This window comes from Citrobacter telavivensis (assembly GCF_041807075.1).
GTDB lineage: Bacteria > Pseudomonadota > Gammaproteobacteria > Enterobacterales > Enterobacteriaceae > Citrobacter_A > Citrobacter_A telavivensis.
On record NZ_JBGUBF010000001.1, the window covers coordinates 1,528,415 to 1,549,825 of the forward strand.

The following is a 21,411-nucleotide window of genomic DNA, read 5'->3' on the forward strand; positions in this document are numbered from 1 at the left end:
GCGGCGCTTATCGGGCCTACGAACAATGCATTACCATCCGGCACTTGCCGGAACGCGTCATTCTCACCCGATGCTATTGAACGTGCAGGCCGGATAAGGCGAAGCCGCCATCCGGCACTGAATGACCGGGCGGCGGGTGGAGTGCATCACCGGTGCCCGATGGCGCGGCGCTTATCGGGCCTACCGACAATGCATTGCCATCCGGCGCTCGCCGGAACGCGTTATTCTCACCCGATGCTATTGAACGCGTAGGCCGGATAAGGCGAAGCCGCCATCCGGCACTGAATGACCGGGCGACAGGTGGAATGCATCACCGGAGCCCGATGGCGCTGCGCTTATCGGGCCTACGAATTGCGCTTATCGGGCCTAACAACAATGCATTGTCATCCGGCGCTCGCCGGAACGCGTCATTCTCATCCGATGCCATTGAACGCGTAGGCCGGATAAGGCGAAGCCGCCATCCGGCACTGAATTACCCGCTAATCTGCTCCATCGCCTGCAGGATACGCTTATCCGAAATCGGATACGGCGTCCCCAGCTGCTGGGCAAAGTAGCTGACGCGCAGTTCTTCAATCATCCAGCGGATCGCTTTCACATCCTCGTCTTCGCGCCGCGCCGGTGGCAGTTTGTTAAACCACTGCTGCCATGCCTGCTGTACGCTTTCGACTTTCAGCATCTGCGCGCGATCGCGGTGGGGATCAATCGCCAGTTTCTCGAGACGTTTTTCAATCGCCTGCAGATAACGCAGCGTATCGCCAAGGCGTTTGTAACCGTTACCGGTGACAAACCCGCGATACACCAGCCCGCCCATCTGCGCTTTGATATCAGAAAGGCCCAGCGCCATCGCCATATCCACGCGCCCTTTGAGTCGCTTGTTGATGGTAAAGACCGCGGTCAGAATCTGTTCGACCTGCTGCGCAATCTCCACAACCGTCTCGTTCAGTTCAGCGCGAACCTTCTCATGCAGCGCGGCAAAGCCTTCTTCCGTCCAGACCGGTCCCCCATTGGCATCAATCAGCTTATCCACGCCGCAGGAAATGCAGTCGTCGATCAGATCCAGTACCTTGCCGTACGGGTTGAAATACAGACCCAGTTTGGCTTTGTTCGGCAGCTTCTCGTGCAGGTATTTGATCGGCGACGGGATGTTCAACAACAGCAAACGGCGCAAACCTGACCACATCGCCTGCTGTTGCTCCAGCGGATTATCAAACAGCCTGATCGCCACGCTGTCGCGCTCATCCACCAGCGCGGGCCACGCTTTCACTTTGTAATTACCGCGTTTCTGCTCGTAACTTTCCGGCAGTTTTCCAAAGCTCCAGATGTGCAGCCCGCTCTGTTCGATACCGTCATCGGCCACCGCCGAGAGCGTTTCCTGCACTTTCCCTTTCAGCCGGTCTTTCAGCTCCTGCAACGAGCGCCCTTCTTCCAGCTTCTTGTTTTTATCATCCACCACCCGGAAAGTGATTTTCAGATGATCGGGCACCTGATCCCAGTGCCAGTCTTCGCGGTCAACCGTTACGCCCGTCATCCGCCGCAGTTCACGCTCCAGCGCGTCCAGCAACGGCAGTTCCAGCGGCGTTACGCGGCCTAAAAACGCCTCGGCATAGTTCGGTGCTGGCACAAAGTTGCGCCGCACCGGTTTGGGCAGCGACTTAATCAGCGCAATCACCAGTTCGCGGCGCAGGCCCGGTATCTGCCATTCAAAACCACTTTCGTCGACCTGATTGAGCAGCGGCAGCGGAATATGTACGGTCACGCCGTCCGCATCCGCACCCGGTTCGAACTGATAGCTCAACCGCAGCTTCAGATTGCCCTGATGCCAGAAGTTGGGATAGTCCAGCTTGCTGATGTTGTCTGCGCCCTCTTTGATCAGCATGCTCTTTTCAAAGTTCAGCAGATCCGGCGTGTCGCGGCTGACCTTCTTCCACCAGTTATCAAAGTGACGGGCGGAAATCACGTCATGGCTGATGCGCTGGTCGTAGAACTCAAACAGCGTCTCGTCGTCCACCAGAATGTCGCGGCGGCGCGATTTGTGTTCCAGTTCTTCCACTTCGGCGCGCAGCTTGAGGTTTTCACGGAAAAAGGCATGACGCGTCTGCCAGTCGCCTTCCACCAGCGCATGGCGGATAAACAGTTCGCGGCACAGCGCCGGGTCAATCTGGCTGTAGTTCACCTTACGCGCGGCGACAATCGGCAGACCGTAAACGGTCACCTTTTCCGTCGCCATCACCGCACCCTGCGTCCGCTCCCAGTGCGGTTCGCTGTAGGAACGCTTAATCAGATGCTGAGCAACCGGTTCCACCCACTCGGGATCGATCCGCGCCGCAATACGTCCCCACAGGCGACTGGTTTCCACCAGTTCCGCCACCATCGCCCACTTCGGCGGTTTTTTGAATAAGCCGGAACCGGGGAAAATCGAAAAGCGCGCGTTACGTGCACCGGTATATTCCTGCTTATCGGCATCTTTCATACCGATATGCGATAACAGCCCGGTCAGCAGCGCAATATGGATCTCGCGGTACTCCGCCGGTTCGCTGTTTACCGGAATCCCCAGCTCTTTCACCACCTGACGCAGTTGGGTGTAGATATCCTGCCATTCACGCACGCGCAGATAGTTCAGATAGTCGGTCCGGCACAGACGGCGAAAGGCGTTTGACGACAGTGCTTTTTGCTGTTCGCCGAGATAGTTCCACAGATTCACAAACGCGAGGAAATCGGACTCTTTGTCGTGGAAGCGACGGTGTTTCTCATCGGACGCCTGCTGCTTGTCCATCGGGCGTTCGCGCGGATCCTGAATCGACAGCGCCGAGGTGATGATCATTGCCTCGCGCACGCAGCCGTGTTTTTGCGCTTCCAGCACCATTCGCGCCAGACGCGGATCCACCGGCAACTGGCTCAGTTGACGCCCCAGCGGCGTCAGTTTATAGGCCGTCGCCTGTTCATCGGTAGTAATCGCGCCCAGTTCTTCCAGCAGACGCACGCCGTCCTGAATGTTGCGCTTATCCGGCGCCTCGACAAACGGGAACGCGGCGATATCACCCAGCCCCAGCGCGGTCATCTGCAAAATGACCGACGCCAGGTTGGTGCGCAGAATTTCCGGGTCGGTAAATTCCGGGCGCGACAGGAAGTCGTCTTCGGAATAGAGACGAATACAGATGCCTTCGGAAACGCGCCCGCAGCGGCCTTTACGCTGGTTGGCTGAAGCCTGCGATACCGGTTCAATGGGCAGCCGCTGGACTTTAGTACGGAAACTGTAGCGACTGATACGCGCGGTGCCCGGGTCGATGACGTACTTGATGCCCGGCACCGTCAGCGAGGTTTCCGCTACGTTGGTCGCCAGCACAATACGACGCCCGCTGTGCGACTGGAAGACGCGGTTTTGTTCGCTATTCGACAGTCGCGCATACAGCGGCAGCACTTCCGTATGGCGCAGATTCAGTTTATTCAGCGCGTCGGCGGTATCGCGGATCTCGCGCTCACCGCTCATGAAAATCAGGATGTCGCCTGGACTTTCTCGACCCAGTTCGTCTACCGCATCGAAGATGGCCTGCAACTGGTCACGCTCGGTGTCATCCGCCTCTTCAACGATCGGTCGATAGCGAACTTCCACCGGATAAGTGCGCCCGGAAACCTCTATGATCGGCGCATTGTTGAAATGGCGCGAAAAGCGCTCCGGGTCGATGGTGGCGGATGTGATGATAATTTTCAGATCCGGACGGCGCGGCAGCAGTTCTTTCAGATAGCCAAGCAGGAAATCGATGTTCAGGCTACGTTCGTGCGCTTCATCGATAATGATGGTGTCGTACTGCATCAGCAGACGGTCCTGCTGAATTTCCGCCAGCAGGATACCGTCGGTCATCAGCTTGACCATGGTGTTGTCGCTGACGTGATCGCTAAAGCGCACCTTATAGCCTATGCACCCGCCCGGCTCCGTCTGCAACTCTTCGGCGATACGGTTAGCTACCGTACGCGCCGCCAGACGCCGCGGCTGGGTGTGGCCGATCAGCCCTTTCACCCCGCGCCCCAGTTCCATGCAGATTTTCGGTAACTGTGTGGTTTTACCTGAACCGGTTTCCCCGGCAACGATCACCACCTGATGGTCGCGAACGGCCTCGAGGATCGCCTGTTTCTTCTGGCTAACGGGCAGGTTTTCCGGGTAGGTAATCAACGGTCGTGCTGCTTCGCGTAGCACAACTTTACCTGCCGCCTGTTCAATCTCTTTCGCCATCTCCTGGTAAATGGCCTGTTGTGCATCAGGATTTTTAACCTTCTTCACGCCGTGCAGGCGACGCGAAAAGCGCTGCCGGTCGCGCAGCATCAGTGAATCCAGCTGCTGTTGTAATGCGTGGAAGGTTAATTTTTGTTGTTCTGTCATAGCGTTAAAAGGCAGTGCTCTGCCTGGTTAAATCTCTTCTAAATGATTGGAATAGAGTACCACATCAGCGCATTTTGTGTGTTGTTCAATAAATTCGAACATAGGATTCGATATATTGCGCTTTCTCTGCGACAGGATTGTGAATAAAGTGTCAACAAGCAACGGGGCACAGCCCATTCAAACACCTATAAGGAAACACCCATGAGCAAGGTATTAGTTCTCAAATCCAGTATTCTGGCAGGGTACTCTCAGTCTGGTCAGTTGTCTGATTATTTTGTTGAACAGTGGCGTGAAAAGCACTCTGCTGACGAAATCACCGTTCGTGACCTGGCTGCCAATCCAATCCCGGTACTGGATGGCGAACTGGTGGGTGCCCTGCGCCCGAGCGACGCGCCGCTGACGCCTCGTCAGCAGGACGCGCTGGCGCTGTCTGATGAGCTGATTGCTGAACTGAAAGCGCACGACGTGATTGTTATCGCCGCGCCGATGTACAACTTCAACATCCCGACGCAGCTGAAAAACTACTTCGACCTGATTGCTCGTGCCGGCGTGACGTTCCGCTATACCGAGAAAGGTCCGGAAGGTCTGGTAACCGGCAAACGCGCGGTGATCCTCTCCAGCCGTGGCGGTATCCACAAAGATACGCCGACCGACCTGATTGCGCCGTACCTGAAAGTCTTCCTCGGCTTTATCGGCATCACCGACGTGAACTTCGTGTTCGCAGAAGGGATCGCCTACGGTCCGGAAGTAGCGTCTAAAGCGCAGTCTGACGCAAAAGCCGCCATCGATAGCGTGGTTGCCGCGTAAGTTCTTCCCCTCCCGCTCCGGCGGGAGGTTTTTTTATTTGCTCTGATAGCGTAAATAACCCACCACTCCCTGACTCACACCATCACTCGGATGGTTCACTCCGTCTGTGACTTCTACACAGGGAAAATCAAACGGCGACACGTTTTCAATACATGCCACATTAACCCCGTATTGATCCGGGCTGGATCGGCGTTGATGGAAGGTATAAATCCCGCACACTGAACAAAAGAAGTGCCTGGCGGTGCCGGTATTGAAGCGGTATTCCGTGAGCTTGTCTTTTCCCGTAAGAATCTCTATTCCCATCAGGGGCGCAGAGACCACCACCGCTCCCCGCATCCGACAAAATGAACAATTACAGCGCCGGACCGTATTAAAACCGTCACTGAGCTGAACGGTAAATCTGACGGCGCCGCAGTGGCATTGTGCTGCTCTTTTTTCAGTCATCGGTCTGTCCTTCTTTTGATATCCCCTCCAGAGTCGCCAGCACGTCAGTTGAAAGAATCAGATCGCCAGCGGCCATATTTTCATGTAAATGCGTCACCGACGACGTGCCAGGTATCAGCAAAATATTCGGCGAGCGGTGCAGTAACCAGGCCAGAGCGACCTGCATCGGCGTCGCATTGAGGCTCGCGGCCACATCTGAGAGCGTGGAGGATTGCAGCGGCGTGAACCCGCCCAGCGGGAAAAAGGGAACGTAAGCAATACCGTCTTCTGCCAGCATGTCGATTAACGCATCATCCTGGCGATGGGCAATATTGTATTCATTCTGCACACAAACGATGTCTGCCATGCTGCGCGCTTGCGCCACCTGGCGTGCGGTCACATTGCTCAGACCGATGTGTTTGACCAGTCCCTGCTGCTGAAGCTCCGCCAGCACGCTGAAACTCTCCTCAATGGATCCTTCATGAGGGCCGTGACCGTCGCCCAGCATAATGCGTAAGTTAACGACATCCAGCACATCCAGACCGAGGTTGCGCAGATTATCGTGAACCGCCTGCCTGAGTTCCTCGGGTGAGAACGCCGGTAACCAGGAAGCATCGTCTCCACGACGAGCGCCGATTTTAGTGACAATCACCAGATCGTCCGGATAAGGATGCAGCGCTTCGCGAATGATTTGGTTGGTGACGTGCGGACCGTAAAAATCGCTGGTATCAATATGATTGACCCCCAGCGCGATCGCTTCCCGAAGCACCGTCAATGCAACATGACGATCGCGCGGTGGACCAAAAACCCCTGGCCCCGCCAGTTGCATTGCCCCATATCCTATGCGTTTGACCTGCCGTGAACCGAGTGAAAACGTGTCAGATTTACCATGACTTGCCATAACTGCCCCTTCTGCTGAATAGCGCGTTAGAAAAGAGAGTATAGAAACTTACCCTGCAAATTATTACGCCCAACTCAGCAAAACGGAAAGCCGCAGATCGCAGATACGACGAATTACTTACGTAACCACTTGCCGTTAATGCCCTGGACATATTCTCCTGGTTTCGCACGCTCAACCAGTTTCTGTCCGGCCATTTTCGCCACTTCATCAACGGGTAGATTATGGCTTTGTGCGAGCTGCTGATAACTTACGCTGCGCGCTTTATTGATATCCCTGACCAGCGCCTGCGTTTGCGCGTCTTGTTTCAGCGCCACCAGATAGCCACTGTACGTCTCACCGACCCGACCCTCGGTTCTGGCCTCATTTAGCGTCAGCGCCAGGGCGCTCCCACTCAGCAAACTCAGAATGAGCGTCGCCAGGATTAAGGTTCTTTTCATCATGACCTCAGAACAAGTCGCTGCGGGATTTGAGCAGGCTTTCAACGTCCTTATCCACTTTGATATGGATCTCATGCTCAATTTTGACGTTCATATTGATAGTGATGGGCTCTTTTGGCGCCGCGACTTCAATGCGCGGCGTACAGCCCGTCACTAACCACAGCGGAAGAAGCGCCAGCATGGCTATCATTGTTTTCATTGGGGTTCCTCACATTCCTTGCCTTGCGGACAGTTTTTTTCCGGCAGCGCCGCGTTTTGTTCAAGCCATGCCTGGAGATTGTCGCCAAAGCGCAGACTGCGCCACAGCGTAAAGACATTCTCTTCATGGGTATAGTTGAGATTCACCGTGCCGACCTTGCCATCCACCCGGCTGTTGCCGGTGATCTGCGCCTGCATCGTCAATACCCCCAAATTGTCTAAATTGATTTTGGTCCATGAATGGGCAATCTCCATGTATCGCAACCAGTTAATCGCCGCCCCTGCCGCCATGTTATCTTTCACCACCGCATCTGCGGTGTCTTTATCGATACGCAGCGTCATCGGACCGGGATTGGTTAACCAGCCGTCTTTGATAATCCATTTTTCATTGTTCAACCACAGAGGGAGCGCCCCGCTCACCGGCCCGGACATCGCAAACTGTTTCGGATTAACCGCGCTGATAAGTTCGCTTGAAGAGATGTTTTGCACCCGCACCAGCGCCGGATCGTGCTGCGGCATACGCAGTTGTTGCATGGAAACCTTGCCGCCCAATACATCCACACTCACATCCGTGAGCAACAGCGGATCCGCTTCACTCCACGGATAGGCCCCTTCCAGGAAGGCGGTGATATTCGTGGCGGTCACCTGATTGATCACTTCAGCAATTCGCAGCGAAACCGGTCCGCGCGTCCCCAGTTGCCACGCACCCGCGCTAAAGCGGAACGGCAGCACGAAATCGACGCCGTTAATTTGGTTATCCGGCATCCATGCGCTGCCGCCTTTTAAGACGCCGTGACCGCCGGCCTCGAATCCCTGTTCCGCTGCCGCTGAAAACGCCACCTGAGCATACAGCTCACCTTCGCGTAGTTTCATTTTCCACTCCGGCGGCACCAGCGGCTGGAACACCTCCAGCGACTGTTTTGGCCACCAGGCCTGACCGCGTAAACGCAGGCCATCCCAACGACCGTTGAGCCTCACGGGGCCGATCGCGCCGGCATGTAAATCGCCTTTGAACAGGAAAAATGTCGGATCGCGCCCTTCCACGCTGAACTTAAGGGTTGAGGGGGGTAAGACGCTACCACCGGAAAAATGGGTTTCCCCGGCATCAAACGAAAGCGCCCCGCTAAATCGAGGGTGCGCCGCATCACGTACCCATTCAACCGGTTTATCCATGACTAGACGGGGCGTTTCAACCTTCATGGTGCCGTACTGAAGCTGGTCAAATCCCGTAGACAAATCGGTCAGCGTGATCGTGTCGTCATGCCACTCGCCCTTGCCTGCCACATCCCATTTAGCGTGCATCGGGGTAAAACTTCCCTCGCCCCAGTAGCGCCACTGCCAGCGCCCTGCATCGGGCAGAAAATCATTCGCCAGGCCGTCCAGGTGCAGGACAAAATCCCCCATCTGATTCTCATGAGCGCGCAGGATCGCCTGCAATCGTCCATCCACCCCGCGCTGTGTCACCTTCACGCCCGCCAGCGGCCAGCGGATTTCGTCAATATCCAGCGAGTCGATGACCCGTCCGCGCGAACGCAGCAGCGCGCCAGGACCAAACGCCAGTTCCGGATCGGTCAGGCTGCCGGTCAACTGGGCAGGAAGTCTGGCATAGAAAACCAAATCATCCTGCTTGGCTTCACCGGTCAGTTGCAGCGGCATCGCGCTGTTGTCCATGCTCAGTTTTCCTGGCCCAAATGAAAGCACCGCGTTGCCTTTCCCCGCGTCCCCCTGGGTCAGCACATTCAATCGTCCACTGATTGCTGCTTTCTCGATGCCTTCCTGCCAGTTGTCCACCTTCACGCCCAGACGCCCGCTGAGGGAGAAGCCCTGATAAGGCCACGACCAGCGCCCGTCGCTGATGGTTAACTGCTGGCGCGTGAGTTCCCACGGCAGATCGAGCAGCGGATCGGCATTATCCCGCGCCATCACGATCAACTGTCCGGCATTCTCACGCCATTCCAGTTCCGCATCGACCAACGACGGCTCCTGCGGCAGACTGAGCGTAGCGACGGTGTGCCCGCTCACCGGCAGTCCATCCGGCACCAGCGGCATCGTGAATTCACCGACCAGCTTGACCGGCGGTTGTCCTTCAAATGCCATGACATCAAGCTCACTTACCGTCAGTGTCTGACCGCGCAGTTGACCCTGAAATTTCACTTTGTCGCCCTGATAACGAAGTTGCTGAACCGAAGCGCTCAGCGAGACGTTCAGTTTGCCCTGCCACACCTGCCAGGGGGAAAGAATGACGTTGTCGATAGTTATCCAGGTATTGGGCAGCATGGCCTGCCATTGGGCAAGCGTACGCGGCGCGGCGGGAGATTGTTCCACCTGCGGCAGTTTTGCCAGACAGGCGGAGTCGAGTTCAAGCGTGCCGATGTCCAGTTGCCAGCGACTGGGATGCGACAAGCGGGCCTGACTGACACGGGCCAGTTGGCAGTCATCAACCAGATAGCGGAGCTCAGGAATATGCAAACCGTGGCGCGTGAATCGGGGGCTATCATCCAGCGCAATGCGCGTTCCGACCGGCAGCCAGATGCCCGCAAGCGTGGGAACCCACAGCCCCAGCGTCATCACCAACGTCAGCGGCACGAGGATCACGAGTAACAGAAGCGCCAGAACGGCTTTATATTTACCCTTCATGGGCAGTTAATATCCTGATTTAGCGAAAAATTAAGCCGAATTAGGCTGCTATTGTGTCATGTTTAGTGAAACATGCCCAGATTAAGAATAGATGCTCCGGGATGACATACACAATTTTTCACCCTCTTAAAAATCAGAAAGTCAGATAAATTACAGTGGGTTATCAGATAAATCTAAAGCCTGATATTGAGCAATAGCGAGCAAACTATGGCCTTCAATCCTGCCCCAAGCCCCGGCGGTGTAAAAATCAGAGGCCAGCGGGGATAGAGGAAATCGCCTGAACACGACGGTCTCGGAGTCCGTATGATTAGGCAAATGCCGTCTTTAACGATTATTCCTGTCCTGTGCCCTCAGCAATGCAGGCCGGCTCATCGCTCTGAGTATGTAACTGTCTACCTCCCTGTCTATTTCTAAACCACAGGCTTTTGCCCATAGCAACGTATGAGATATAAAAATATCGGCCAGGGTAAAGTTGTCTCCCGCAATCCATGCGTAATCTGGATTAAATTGAATTTGGGAGAGAACTTTGCTTGCTTCATTTCCGAAGTAGTTCATTAACTCTGTAGAGCGCAGATTTTCCGGCGTTAACACTCTCTGTTTCAGTAAATTCCAGACAGGTGATTCCAGATCGGTCAGGGCAAAGCTAATCCATGAATTAACAGCCGCTTTTTCTGCCGAATTTTCGGGATACAGAGATGTTCCGGGATGTTGCTCACAGATGTATATACATATTGCCATTGTCTCGCTAAGAGAGACGTTTCCGTCCGTCAAATAGGGGACTTTTCTATAAGGATGCGGTGATTTGACTCCGGAAGCAGGACTCAGGAGATCGACTTTTGTAGATTCATACGTTACGCCAATTTCTTCAAGGGTCCAGAGCACTCTGAGCGATCTGCTTTTAGGGTAAGTATAGATGTTCAAGGTAACACTCCTTTGTTTTCAAAATCAGTTTCGACAAAGAATCACTCGTGCAACTCACTGTTCTGAAGACCTGGTCGAACCGTTGCTCACTACCTGAATGGGATTTCTGACTTGATCACATCGACACCATTGATATTAATGGATTTCAGATACTCCTGCATGTCATTTATTGTGGTTTTATTCTTAGGTCCAAGCACTACTTTTTTGACTGGCATATAATCGCCAACAGCAAGATCCATTTTATAATATTTAGCCTCACCAAAGGAGGTACTTCTTTCTAAGATTTTATATGGATCGTTTTTCCCCATAACCTCAATAAGACCTCTGAATTCTTGTTCATCATAATAACCATGGTGCTTATATAGCGAAGAAAGTCTTACAACGACTGATTTAAGTTTTCCAATAGCCATTGACTGATGCACTTTATCATTTTTACTATACTGATTGCTTATATGCTCTAAATAACCACGCAAACATTCTTTAAAATTATCTTCATTATAAATAACCCCGAAAAACATCACCTTACCGAAAACAGGCCCTCCTTTCTCAACGTATCTGTTTACTAAATTAATCATAGACATATCAGCATGTTCTACGCCAAACGAGATCCCACTGCCAAAGTCACCGTATCCCCTCCACATACCGAGAGAGTCTCCCGATAAAGAAAACGAAGAAATAAGAATCATAAAATCATCGCCCATATTTTCTGGGGATAGCTTAGCAACCTCTTCACTCAAGATGGGAAAGAACTCTCTAATATATTCACTTATGATTTTAAAGCCCGAAATATATTCAGTGTCATCATTCATCTTTCTCAAGTCTGTAAGCCAGATACTTTTTGATTGCATCATGCTTTTAAAGGTATTTTCAGAAGTATAGTGATAGATCAAACCATCCATTTCTGCCTCTTAACATAAACGATGTAAATATCCATTATCATTAATGGTAACATGGATGATTGAATAAAAAACATGAAGTTTGTCAAACCGATCATTTATCTATTTTTAAAGCAAACTGAAAATTTCAAACGGTGAATTAGCATATCAATCCAGACAATACCGAAGCGATTTAGTATGACAGCGCCTCTTATGTTCACTGACCCATGCGGTTGGTTTTCCCAAAGCGTGTCCTCATATCGCTGACACAGAGGGCCGATGAGGCCGACTCAAGGTGGCGCTGAGAGAGGAATCAGGTCGATGTGCTGAATGACCGCATGTCAACCACTATGCCCCCTGGATGCACCACAGAAGTCATATGCTTAAGAAAGTTGTTAAAATTTAGTATGATGGATGCATAACCGATAGATGCTCTAGAATTATTCATTATACGTATCACTTTCAATGATATTTTATATTTTGTAGAATAATTTGAATTAGATAACTGTGATTCAATATCACTGGAGAAAGTCTTATGAAACTCGCCGTCTACAGTACAAAACAGTACGACAAGAAGTACCTGCAACAGGTTAACGAGGCTTTTGGCTTTGAGCTTGAATTCTTTGATTTTCTGTTGACGGAGAAAACGGCAAAAACCGCACATGGTTGTGAAGCCGTTTGTATCTTCGTGAATGATGATGGCAGTCGCCCGGTACTCGAAGAGCTGAAAAATCATGGCGTTAAGTATATTGCGCTGCGCTGTGCGGGTTTCAATAACGTCGATCTGGATGCGGCAAAAGAGCTTGGTCTGCAGGTCGTTCGCGTCCCGGCCTATTCTCCTGAAGCCGTCGCGGAACACGCGGTGGGCATGATGATGACCCTCAACCGCCGTATTCACCGCGCTTACCAGCGTACCCGCGATGCCAACTTCTCTCTGGAAGGGTTAACGGGTTTCACTATGCACGGAAAAACTGCGGGCGTCATTGGCACCGGGAAGATTGGCATCGCCGCCCTGCGTATTCTGAAAGGTTTTGGCATGCGTCTGCTGGCGTTTGATCCCTATCCCAGCGCCGCTGCGCTCGAACTCGGCGTGGAATATGTTGACCTGCCGACGCTGTTCGCCGAATCCGATGTGATTTCGCTACACTGCCCGTTAACACCGGAAAACTATCATCTGCTGAACCATGCAGCGTTTGATCAGATGAAAAACGGCGTGATGGTCATCAACACCAGTCGTGGTGCGCTGATCGATTCTCAGGCTGCGATTGAGGCGCTGAAAAATCAGAAAATTGGTTCCCTGGGGATGGATGTTTACGAAAACGAACGCGATCTGTTCTTCGAAGATAAGTCGAATGACGTTATCCAGGATGATGTTTTCCGTCGCTTGTCCGCCTGTCATAACGTGCTGTTCACCGGGCATCAGGCCTTCCTGACCGCGGAAGCGCTGACCAGCATTTCTGAGACTACGTTACAGAATTTGCGGCAGTTAGCGAACGGAGAAACCAGTCCTAACGCCCTGTTCTGATCCCGTCGCCCTCCTGTTTTCAGGAGGGCATTTCAGAATTTCCCCAAAGCCACTGGCAATAAGATCGGTATGCTGTCGGTGGTAAATACGGTTTTAATGCAGAGAACTAACATGAAGAAGGTCATAGCGCTGGTTGCGCTGAGCCTGCTGATAGCAGGTTGTGTCAGTAATGGAAAAGTGTCGGTTAGCCGCGAGCAATTGCAGCATCATCGCTTTGTTCTGGAGAGTGTGGACGGTAAACCGATCGGTGCGACGGGCCATCCGCTTGAGCTGAGCTTTGGCGAAAAGATGACGATTTCCGGCAATATGTGCAATCGCTTCAACGGTCAGGCATCACTCTCTGACGGCGCATTGAAGGTAAAAGAGATGGCGATGACCCGTATGATGTGCGCCGATCCCCAGCTCAGCGAGCTGGATAACACCCTCAGCACGATGCTGAAACAAGGCGCACAGGTCGACCTGACCGCGAACCAGCTCACCCTGGCCACCGCGGAGCATACGTTAAGCTATAAACTTGCCGATTTAGTGCAGTAATGGAAGCTTAGTAGCTACCACAGCTTCCCGCGGCGAGGGATTGTTCGCTGCAACGTTTGCCGTTGGGAAGCGCGCACATGCCGATTGCCGATCCATCCAACTGACGAGCAACGGAAAGTAAACCGCCAATCATGGCGCAATTGGCCTCACCGGAACTGGTCATCGCCGCTTTTAAACCCGGTGCGACGTGCGCTGCTGTCGCCTGCTGAACAGGTTCATTGTCACTGCTGCAAGCCGACAATATTAACGCGGCACATCCTACCCAAAACGCTGCGCGCATTTGACTCCCCTCATATTCTGTAAGCGTAAACAAGCCGCACTAATAATAGGCATCCGAATCCGTCGCGTCGAGAGCCAAAACGCGCATTTATGCGGCCTCGCCGCATTTTATTGCGCTTTTTCACGCGGTTTTTGATCCTATTGACCTGTTCTGTCGTTATGCGCTTACCCGACGCGCGGTCAAATAATGCGCCTGCCAGTACTGATTCGACAAATGTGACAGCGTCACACCCTGCGAACTGGACGCATGAATAAAGGAATCATTGCCGATATAGACGCCAACATGATGCACGTTCGGCTCCGTTTTAAAGAACACTAGATCGCCGACTTTGAGTTCACGCTGGCTGACAGGATGACCGGTATGACTTTGTTCCAGCGCCGTTCGCGGTAAACGTCTGTTGATCACCGACGCGATGATTCTGCGTGTGAATGCGGAACAATCAATTCCTCTGCGGCTATCTCCCCCCCATTGGTAATCGGTTCCTCTCCACGCGGCAAATTCACTCATAATGCGACGCTTAAGTTGCGCTTTCTTATTCGGAACAGGTGCTTGCGAAAAGTACCCTTCAGAATAAGTCAGATGAGATACGGCATTGAAACCTATGTTTTTAACCTGGCTTTTCACCATGGCAAATGGCGACGACGAGACGGAAATAAGTAAAGCGAGCAATAATATTCGAAACATAACCTAATCAAAACAATTAAATACATGGACACATCCAGACTTTTTGCGCACGAAAAAGAGTTATCTATAGGGATAGATAAAAGAGTCATTGTTGTTATAACGCGTATTCGCGATTAAATAGAGATTATCGACATTCAGTGACCTGAAGATTTTCAGGCTCTCTTGTTCTGAATAGCGCCCAGTATAGACGTGGGCTACCGGATACCGAACTTAAAAAACCTTATTAAGAAATTTACATCGTGATGACGACAGCGAAGATAATAAATTCATTAAGGAAATCCTCAAAGAGAATCCCAATCCATTTTTGGACAATGTATTTTTTATTGTTATTCCAGCGATAAAATTATCGCGGAGAGTAAGGAAAATTTCGCTCATCTCCCGCAACCAATAACCAATTAGCAACAAAAATACACAATTAAATATACAACCCAGCCTTTGTTGGTACGTAATAAAATGGTCGCTATTTTTGCGATCCTTGTGTCAATTTGTGCACTCGAAAGCAGCACAACTTCAAGGGAATACAGGAAAGCCCTATACTTAAGGAATAACTATCAGGGCGCTAAGTTGTTTCCTGCGTCCCTCTTTTTTTGCGCAATGTAAGGGTGTCATATGCAAACAATTGACGGTAATGGTGCAGTCGCTTCGGTGGCGTTTCGTACCAGTGAAGTTATCGCCATCTACCCCATTACGCCCAGTTCAACGATGGCTGAACAGGCAGATGCCTGGGCAGGCAACGGGCTAAAAAACGTCTGGGGGGATACGCCGCGTGTCGTCGAAATGCAGTCGGAAGGCGGTGCTATTGCTACCGTTCACGGTGCGCTGCAAACCGGCGCGCTAGCTACCTCCTTTACCTCTTCACAGGGGTTACTGCTGATGATCCCCACGCTGTACAAACTGGCGGGACAGTTAACCCCCTTTGTACTGCATGTCGCTGCGCGTACTGTGGCAACCCACGCGCTGTCTATTTTTGGCGATCATTCTGACGTCATGGCCGTCCGCCAGACCGGCTGCGCCATGCTGTGCGCGGCGAGCGTACAGGAAGCGCAGGACTTTGCGCTGATCTCGCAAATCGCCACCCTGAAGAGTCGGGTTCCCTTTATTCATTTCTTTGATGGTTTTCGCACATCGCATGAAATCAACAAAATCATCCCGCTCGCGGATGACACCATTCGCGGCCTGATGCCACAGGCTGAAATTGAGGCGCACCGTGCGCGGGCGCTCAATCCGGAACACCCGGTGATCCGCGGCACCTCCGCGAATCCGGACACCTACTTCCAGTCCCGAGAGGCAACCAACCCGTGGTATGACGCGGTATATGACCATGTCGAACAGGCGATGAATGACTTCGCCGCGGCAACCGGTCGTCAGTATCAGCCGTTCGAATACTACGGTCATCCGCAGGCCGAACGGGTCATCATTCTGATGGGCTCCGCCATCGGCACCAGCGAAGAGGTGGTCGACGAACTGCTGACGCGCGGCGAGAAAGTCGGGGTGCTGAAAGTCCGTCTGTTCCGCCCCTTCTCGGCTAAACATCTGCTGCGGGCTTTGCCTGAATCCGTTCGCGCGGTTGCCGTGCTCGATCGAACCAAAGAACCGGGTGCCCAGGCCGAGCCGCTGTATCTCGACGTGATGACCGCGCTGGCGGAAGCCTTCAACTGCGGCGAACGCGAAACGTTGCCGCGCGTGATTGGTGGCCGCTATGGCCTTTCGTCAAAAGAGTTTGGTCCGGACTGCGTGCTGGCGGTCTTTAATGAATTGAGCCACGCCAAACCCAAACCGCGCTTTACCGTTGGTATCTACGATGATGTGACTAACCTGTCGCTGCCGCTGCCTGATAACACCCTGCCGGCGACGGCCAAACTGGAAGCGCTGTTTTACGGCCTCGGCAGTGATGGCAGCGTTTCGGCAACCAAAAACAACATCAAGATCATCGGTAATTCGACGCCGTGGTATGCCCAGGGTTACTTCGTTTACGACTCCAAAAAGGCCGGCGGTCTGACGGTTTCTCACCTGCGCGTGAGTGAACAGCCGATCCGTTCCGCTTACCTGATCTCTCAGGCCGATTTTGTCGGCTGCCATCAGTTGCAGTTTATCGACAAGTACCAGATGGCTGAGCGTCTGAAGCCCGGTGGTATTTTCCTGCTGAATACGCCATATCCCGCCGATGAGGTCTGGTCACGGTTGCCGCAGGAAGTACAGGCGGTACTGAACCAGAAGAAAGCGCGTTTTTACGTCATTAATGCGGTGAAAATCGCCCGTGAATGTGGACTGGCGGCGCGTATTAACACCGTCATGCAGATGGCGTTTTTCCATCTGACACAAATCCTGCCGGGCGACAGCGCGCTGGTTGAGCTGCAGGGCGCGATCGCCAAAAGCTATAGCAGTAAAGGTCAGGACCTGGTAGAACGCAACTGGCAGGCACTGGCGCTGGCGCGAGAATCCGTTGCTGAGGTGCCGCTACAGGCGGTTGATCCGCACAGCGCTAACCGTCCTCCGGTGGTATCTGACGCCGCGCCTGACTTTGTAAAAACGGTCACCGCAGCCATGCTCGCGGGCCTTGGCGACGCCCTTCCCGTTTCGGCGCTACCCCCTGACGGCACATGGCCGATGGGCACTACGCGCTGGGAAAAACGCAACATCGCCGAAGAGATCCCCATCTGGAAAGAAGAACTGTGTACCCAGTGTAACCACTGCGTTGCAGCCTGCCCGCACTCGGCAATTCGTGCCAAAGTGGTCTCGCCGGAAGCGATGGAAAACGCCCCTGCCAGCCTGCATTCGCTGGATGTGAAATCACGGGATATGCGCGGGCAAAAATACGTTCTGCAGGTCGCGCCGGAAGACTGCACCGGTTGTAATCTGTGCGTGGAAGTCTGTCCGGCGAAGGACCGTCAGGATCCGGAAATCAAGGCCATCAATATGATGTCCCGCCTTGAACACGTAGAAGAAGAAAAAGTGAATTATGACTTCTTCCTCAGTCTGCCGGAAATTGACCGCAGTAAACTTGAGCGCATCGATATCCGTACGTCGCAGCTGATTACGCCGCTGTTTGAGTATTCCGGTGCCTGTTCCGGCTGTGGCGAAACGCCGTATATCAAGCTACTGACCCAACTCTACGGTGACAGAATGCTGATCGCCAACGCCACCGGTTGTTCGTCTATTTACGGCGGTAACCTGCCTTCCACACCTTACACCACCGATATCCATGGTCGCGGCCCGGCGTGGGCAAACTCGCTGTTTGAGGATAACGCGGAATTCGGTCTGGGCTTCCGGCTGACGGTCGATCAGCATCGGGTACGTGTTCTGCGCCTGCTTGAACAGTTTGCCGACCAGATCCCGGCCGAACTGAACGATGCACTGCATGCGGAAGCGACGCCTGAAGTGCGTCGCGAGCAGGTTGCCGCGCTGCGTCAGCATCTGAAGGATGTCGATGGCGCAAGTGAACTGCTCACCGATGCCGACGCGCTGGTTGAAAAATCCATCTGGCTGATTGGTGGTGACGGCTGGGCCTACGATATTGGCTTTGGCGGGCTGGATCATGTGCTGAGCCTGACTGAAAACGTCAATATTCTGGTGCTGGATACGCAATGCTACTCCAACACGGGCGGTCAGGCCTCAAAAGCCACGCCGCTCGGTGCCGTGACGAAATTTGGCGAGCACGGTAAGCGTAAGGCGCGTAAAGATCTGGGTGTCAGCATGATGATGTACGGTCATGTCTATGTGGCGCAGATTTCGCTCGGTGCACAACTCAACCAGACCGTGAAGGCCATTCAGGAAGCGGAAGCGTATCCTGGGCCGTCGTTGATCATCGCCTACAGCCCGTGTGAAGAACACGGCTATGACCTCGCGCTGAGTCACGATCAGATGCGTCAGTTGACGGCGACCGGCTTCTGGCCGCTCTACCGCTTTGACCCACGCCGCGCGGATGAAGGCAAATTGCCGCTGGCGCTGGACTCTCGCCCACCGTCAGATGCGCTGGCGGAGACATTGCTCAACGAGCAGCGTTTCCGTCGCCTGAATGCGCAGCAACCGGACGTGGCCGAGCAGTTATGGAAAGACGCCGCGGCGGATCTGCAAAAACGCTATGACTTCCTTGCGCAATTGGCAGGTAAAGCAGAGAAGACCAGTACTGACTGACCCGGTTGCTGGAATCGCTGACTGAACGCAAAAAAAAGCCCGAACATCTGTTCGGGCTTGTCAATTTCTTTGTCGGTAAATCAGTACGTTTCGCAATGGACCAACAAAAAAGCAGTACGTGACAATAAAGGCATATAACAGGCGCAGAATATCGCATCGTCTTTATTTTGTATAATTTAAATTTTATATCTTTCATGCAATTATATTCATGCCAATTATTATCATTTCTACAGAATTATTTATTTAAGGTTTAACTTAAGACGTAACGATTGATGTTTATCTCTTTGCGGAACTTCTCCTTTAGTATTTTTTTACTCCCCAACAGAGGGAGTTACAGGTAAATAATAAAACTAAAGGATAATGTCGATGAAAAGAAAAGTACTGGCCCTTGTTATCCCTGCCCTGTTAGCCGCAGGCGCCGCGCATGCCGCTGAAGTTTATAATAAGGACGGCAACAAATTAGATCTGTATGGCAAAGTTGATGGCCTGCATTATTTCTCTGATGATGCCAACAGTGATGGCGATCAAACTTATGTCCGTATGGGTTTCAAAGGTGAAACGCAGATTAACGACCAACTGACCGGTTACGGCCAGTGGGAATATCAGGTTAACGCTAACACCACCGAAAGCGATCACGGCAACAGCTTTACCCGTCTTGGCTTTGCTGGTCTGAAATTTGGCGATTACGGTTCATTTGACTACGGTCGTAACTACGGCGTCATGTACGACGTGGAAGGCTGGACCGATATGCTGCCTGAATTTGGCGGCGACTCCTATACCCGGTCTGACAACTTTATGACGGGTCGTGCTAACGGTGTTGCAACCTGGCGTAATACTGATTTCTTCGGTCTGGTTAATGGCCTGAACGTCGCCCTGCAGTATCAGGGTGCCAACGAAAATCAGAAAACCAATGAACAGGAAGGCACCGGTAATGGTGGCGATCGCACCGTCCAGAACGCTAACGGCGACGGTTTCGGTATCTCGTCTACCTATGACGTCGGGATGGGGGTTAGCTTCGGTGCAGCCTACACCACTTCCGATCGTACCAACGAGCAGGTCAATACCGGCGGTCGCGTCGCGGGTGGCGATAAGGCGGATGCCTGGACTGCGGGTCTGAAATATGACGCCAACAACATTTATCTGGCCACTATGTATTCTGAAACCCGTAACATGACCCCGTATGGTGATGACGGCGTAGCAAACAAAACCCAGAACGTAGAAGTGACGGCACAATACCAGTTCGACTTCGGGCTGCGTCCAGCGGTTTCCTTCCTGATGTCAAAGGGTAAAGATCTGACCGGTCAGGGCAATGACAACAGCAAAGATCTGGTGAAATACGCGGATATTGGCGCGACTTACTACTTTAACAAGAACATGTCCACCTACGTTGATTATAAAATCAACCTGCTGGATAACGACGACAGCTTCTATTCTCGTAACAATATTAATACCGATGATGTCGTCGCACTCGGTATGGTCTACCAGTTCTAAGCCCCTCAGCCCGCGGGTAACGGCGGGCTGTTATCACGTTCACCCGGTTAGAACCTATCCGCTTTACCTATAACAAAACGCGATATCTTGTAGACTAAAATCCCCTTCAGTTAGATGATATATTCATTGTATGACCTGCCGTCGAGGATGCCGCCATGAACCATCAACCCGTAAAATCATCACGAATCGCATCCGTCGGCTATGACGAGAAATCGTCTACGCTGGAAATTCGTTTCTACCAGTCTGGTGTTCTGCAATATCGCGGAGTCCCTGCGCATATATACCAAAATTTTCTTTCTGTGGTCTCAAAAGGCCGATTTTATGACGGCGTTATTAAGGGTAAGTATCCAGAAACTAAAAACAAATAATGCTGAAATGTGATCATTATCATTGTACTGAATCTGCGATAAGACGTTACACTTTATATGGATACTCAAACAGGAGGTTTAATGAACAGAACAATTCTTGTACCCATCGATATTTCAGACTCAGAATTAACTCAACGTGTGATTAATCATGTCGAAGCCGAGGCGAAAATTGACGATGCACAGGTTCATTTCCTGACCGTCATCCCGTCTCTGCCTTACTATTCTGCACTGGGCCTGGCCTACTCTGCGGAGTTGCCTGCCATGGACGATCTGAAAGCCGAAGCGAAATCTCAACTGGAAGAGATTATCAAGAAGTTCACTATCCCGTCGGACAGAGTACAGATCCATATCGCTGAAGGCTCGCCAAAAGACAAGATTCTTGAAATGGCGAAAAAACTGGCGGTTGATATGGTGATTATTGCTTCGCACCGCCCGGACATTACAACATATCTGTTAGGGTCGAACGCCGCTGCTGTGGTACGCCATGCAGAGTGTTCCGTACTGGTCGTACGCTAACATTTTCAGCCCGCACATCGCTGCGGGCTTTTTGTTCCCTTCCTTCAGAACGTTTAAGCTGTAAAACGTGCTGGCATTCGTCGCCGCAATCCGTACCATACACGGCACACTTTCGCATGCGGATTATTACCCGCAGGCGCAAACCCGTCTTTTGTTGCCATCAGGTGGGGCACAAAAATGCGCAGCTGGTGTATGAAATCAATGCTACCGGGATTGAAGAAATGAAGAGTGAGCAGATAGCAATGCTAAACTCGACGCTGGCGATGTAAAGCGCTTTTGTCCCACTGGTGCCCCGTTTGATATTT

16 protein-coding genes and 2 pseudogenes are annotated in these 21,411 nt (G+C 52.4%); 8 read left to right on the forward strand and 10 right to left on the reverse strand.

The genetic code is table 11. From position 1 onward, the window contains the following. Positions 1 to 472 precede the first annotated feature (472 nt). Complete coding sequence (gene hrpA / locus ACERJC_RS07245; RefSeq protein WP_373671357.1) at positions 473 to 4,375, reverse strand: ATP-dependent RNA helicase HrpA; 3,903 nt, start codon at positions 4,373 to 4,375, stop codon at positions 473 to 475. A 201-nt stretch (positions 4,376 to 4,576) separates the two neighbouring features. On the opposite strand from hrpA, the gene azoR reads away from it, so the two are divergent. Beyond that, positions 4,577 to 5,182: an FMN-dependent NADH-azoreductase gene (gene azoR / locus ACERJC_RS07250; protein WP_043000613.1), complete on the forward strand. Its 606-nt coding sequence runs from the start codon at positions 4,577 to 4,579 to the stop codon at positions 5,180 to 5,182. Here azoR and ACERJC_RS07255 read toward each other — a convergent pair. From ACERJC_RS07255 to ACERJC_RS07285, 7 genes and pseudogenes are all read right to left on the reverse strand, one after another. Beyond that, a pseudogene (locus ACERJC_RS07255) lies at positions 5,130 to 5,626 on the reverse strand (GFA family protein). The gene azoR and the pseudogene ACERJC_RS07255 sit on opposite strands and share 53 nt — an antisense overlap. Then, a complete protein-coding gene (locus ACERJC_RS07260) occupies positions 5,619 to 6,506 on the reverse strand; it encodes an aldo/keto reductase family oxidoreductase (protein ID WP_373671358.1) in 888 nt (295 codons plus the stop codon). The pseudogene ACERJC_RS07255 and the gene ACERJC_RS07260 overlap by 8 nt, the downstream one beginning before the upstream one ends. A 113-nt stretch (positions 6,507 to 6,619) precedes the next feature. Then, positions 6,620 to 6,943 carry a YdbL family probable chaperone protein gene (locus tag ACERJC_RS07265; RefSeq protein WP_178822946.1) on the reverse strand — a complete coding sequence of 108 codons (324 nt, stop codon included), beginning with the start codon at positions 6,941 to 6,943 and terminating at the stop codon, positions 6,620 to 6,622. A gap of 7 nt (positions 6,944 to 6,950) precedes the next feature. Further along, the gene (locus tag ACERJC_RS07270; protein ID WP_152404514.1) at positions 6,951 to 7,142 is read right to left on the reverse strand and encodes a YnbE family lipoprotein; all 192 of its coding nucleotides are present in this window, start codon (positions 7,140 to 7,142) and stop codon (positions 6,951 to 6,953) included. Continuing rightward, complete coding sequence (locus ACERJC_RS07275) at positions 7,139 to 9,778, reverse strand: YdbH family protein (RefSeq protein ID WP_373671359.1); 2,640 nt, start codon at positions 9,776 to 9,778, stop codon at positions 7,139 to 7,141. The genes ACERJC_RS07270 and ACERJC_RS07275 overlap by 4 nt, the downstream gene beginning before the upstream one ends. 324 nt (positions 9,779 to 10,102) lie before the next feature. Beyond that, a complete protein-coding gene (locus ACERJC_RS07280) occupies positions 10,103 to 10,699 on the reverse strand; it encodes a glutathione S-transferase family protein (RefSeq protein ID WP_373671360.1) in 597 nt (198 codons plus the stop codon). A gap of 89 nt (positions 10,700 to 10,788) precedes the next feature. Next, positions 10,789 to 11,598, reverse strand: coding sequence for a DUF2971 domain-containing protein (locus ACERJC_RS07285; protein ID WP_373671361.1), 810 nt, complete (start codon positions 11,596 to 11,598; stop codon positions 10,789 to 10,791). A 511-nt stretch (positions 11,599 to 12,109) separates the two neighbouring features. On the opposite strand from ACERJC_RS07285, the gene ACERJC_RS07290 reads away from it, so the two are divergent. Continuing rightward, positions 12,110 to 13,099, forward strand: a complete 990-nt coding sequence (locus ACERJC_RS07290) for a 2-hydroxyacid dehydrogenase (protein WP_152404505.1) — start codon at positions 12,110 to 12,112, stop codon at positions 13,097 to 13,099. Positions 13,100 to 13,210: 111 nt separating this feature from the next. Then, on the forward strand, positions 13,211 to 13,633 hold the full coding sequence (gene hslJ / locus ACERJC_RS07295; RefSeq protein WP_178822945.1) for a heat shock protein HslJ: 423 nt from the start codon (positions 13,211 to 13,213) through the stop codon (positions 13,631 to 13,633). Positions 13,634 to 13,640: 7 nt separating this feature from the next. Here the strand turns inward: hslJ and ACERJC_RS07300 are convergent, their stop codons facing one another. Together ACERJC_RS07300 and ACERJC_RS07305 are read right to left on the reverse strand one after the other, a co-directional pair. Then, complete coding sequence (locus ACERJC_RS07300; protein ID WP_373671362.1) at positions 13,641 to 13,913, reverse strand: putative hemolysin; 273 nt, start codon at positions 13,911 to 13,913, stop codon at positions 13,641 to 13,643. A 156-nt stretch (positions 13,914 to 14,069) separates the two neighbouring features. Further along, on the reverse strand, positions 14,070 to 14,597 hold the full coding sequence (locus tag ACERJC_RS07305; protein WP_373671363.1) for a C40 family peptidase: 528 nt from the start codon (positions 14,595 to 14,597) through the stop codon (positions 14,070 to 14,072). Between the two features lie 609 nt (positions 14,598 to 15,206). Between ACERJC_RS07305 and nifJ the strand changes: the two genes are divergently transcribed. The 5 genes and pseudogenes from nifJ to ACERJC_RS07330 form a co-directional block, all read left to right on the forward strand. After that, a complete protein-coding gene (gene nifJ / locus ACERJC_RS07310; protein WP_373671364.1) occupies positions 15,207 to 18,731 on the forward strand; it encodes a pyruvate:ferredoxin (flavodoxin) oxidoreductase in 3,525 nt (1,174 codons plus the stop codon). Between the two features lie 366 nt (positions 18,732 to 19,097). Then, a complete protein-coding gene (ompC, locus tag ACERJC_RS07315; protein WP_152404499.1) occupies positions 19,098 to 20,222 on the forward strand; it encodes a porin OmpC in 1,125 nt (374 codons plus the stop codon). 155 nt (positions 20,223 to 20,377) lie between these two features. After that, a complete protein-coding gene (locus ACERJC_RS07320) occupies positions 20,378 to 20,590 on the forward strand; it encodes a KTSC domain-containing protein (protein WP_152404496.1) in 213 nt (70 codons plus the stop codon). Positions 20,591 to 20,671: 81 nt separating this feature from the next. Further along, positions 20,672 to 21,106, forward strand: a complete 435-nt coding sequence (gene uspF / locus ACERJC_RS07325) for a universal stress protein UspF (protein WP_042318856.1) — start codon at positions 20,672 to 20,674, stop codon at positions 21,104 to 21,106. Positions 21,107 to 21,163: 57 nt separating this feature from the next. Then, positions 21,164 to 21,375, forward strand: a pseudogene (locus ACERJC_RS07330) (site-specific integrase); the annotation flags it as partial. Positions 21,376 to 21,411: the final 36 nt, after the last annotated feature.

Bases quoted from the DNA above. Each gene is read 5' to 3' on its own strand.
- ACERJC_RS07305 (WP_373671363.1), bottom strand. From the start codon at position 14,597: ATGTTTCGAATATTATTGCTCGCTTTACTTATTTCCGTCTCGTCGTCG.
- ACERJC_RS07320 (WP_152404496.1), top strand. From the start codon at position 20,378: ATGAACCATCAACCCGTAAAATCATCACGAATCGCATCCGTCGGCTAT.
- ACERJC_RS07265 (WP_178822946.1), bottom strand. From the start codon at position 6,943: ATGAAAAGAACCTTAATCCTGGCGACGCTCATTCTGAGTTTGCTGAGT.
- nifJ (WP_373671364.1), top strand. From the start codon at position 15,207: ATGCAAACAATTGACGGTAATGGTGCAGTCGCTTCGGTGGCGTTTCGT.
- hslJ (WP_178822945.1), top strand. From the start codon at position 13,211: ATGAAGAAGGTCATAGCGCTGGTTGCGCTGAGCCTGCTGATAGCAGGT.
- ACERJC_RS07290 (WP_152404505.1), top strand. From the start codon at position 12,110: ATGAAACTCGCCGTCTACAGTACAAAACAGTACGACAAGAAGTACCTG.
- hrpA (WP_373671357.1), bottom strand. From the start codon at position 4,375: ATGACAGAACAACAAAAATTAACCTTCCACGCATTACAACAGCAGCTG.
- ACERJC_RS07285 (WP_373671361.1), bottom strand. From the start codon at position 11,598: ATGGATGGTTTGATCTATCACTATACTTCTGAAAATACCTTTAAAAGC.
- ompC (WP_152404499.1), top strand. From the start codon at position 19,098: ATGAAAAGAAAAGTACTGGCCCTTGTTATCCCTGCCCTGTTAGCCGCA.
- uspF (WP_042318856.1), top strand. From the start codon at position 20,672: ATGAACAGAACAATTCTTGTACCCATCGATATTTCAGACTCAGAATTA.
- azoR (WP_043000613.1), top strand. From the start codon at position 4,577: ATGAGCAAGGTATTAGTTCTCAAATCCAGTATTCTGGCAGGGTACTCT.
- ACERJC_RS07275 (WP_373671359.1), bottom strand. From the start codon at position 9,778: ATGAAGGGTAAATATAAAGCCGTTCTGGCGCTTCTGTTACTCGTGATC.
- ACERJC_RS07300 (WP_373671362.1), bottom strand. From the start codon at position 13,913: ATGCGCGCAGCGTTTTGGGTAGGATGTGCCGCGTTAATATTGTCGGCT.
- ACERJC_RS07260 (WP_373671358.1), bottom strand. From the start codon at position 6,506: ATGGCAAGTCATGGTAAATCTGACACGTTTTCACTCGGTTCACGGCAG.
- ACERJC_RS07270 (WP_152404514.1), bottom strand. From the start codon at position 7,142: ATGAAAACAATGATAGCCATGCTGGCGCTTCTTCCGCTGTGGTTAGTG.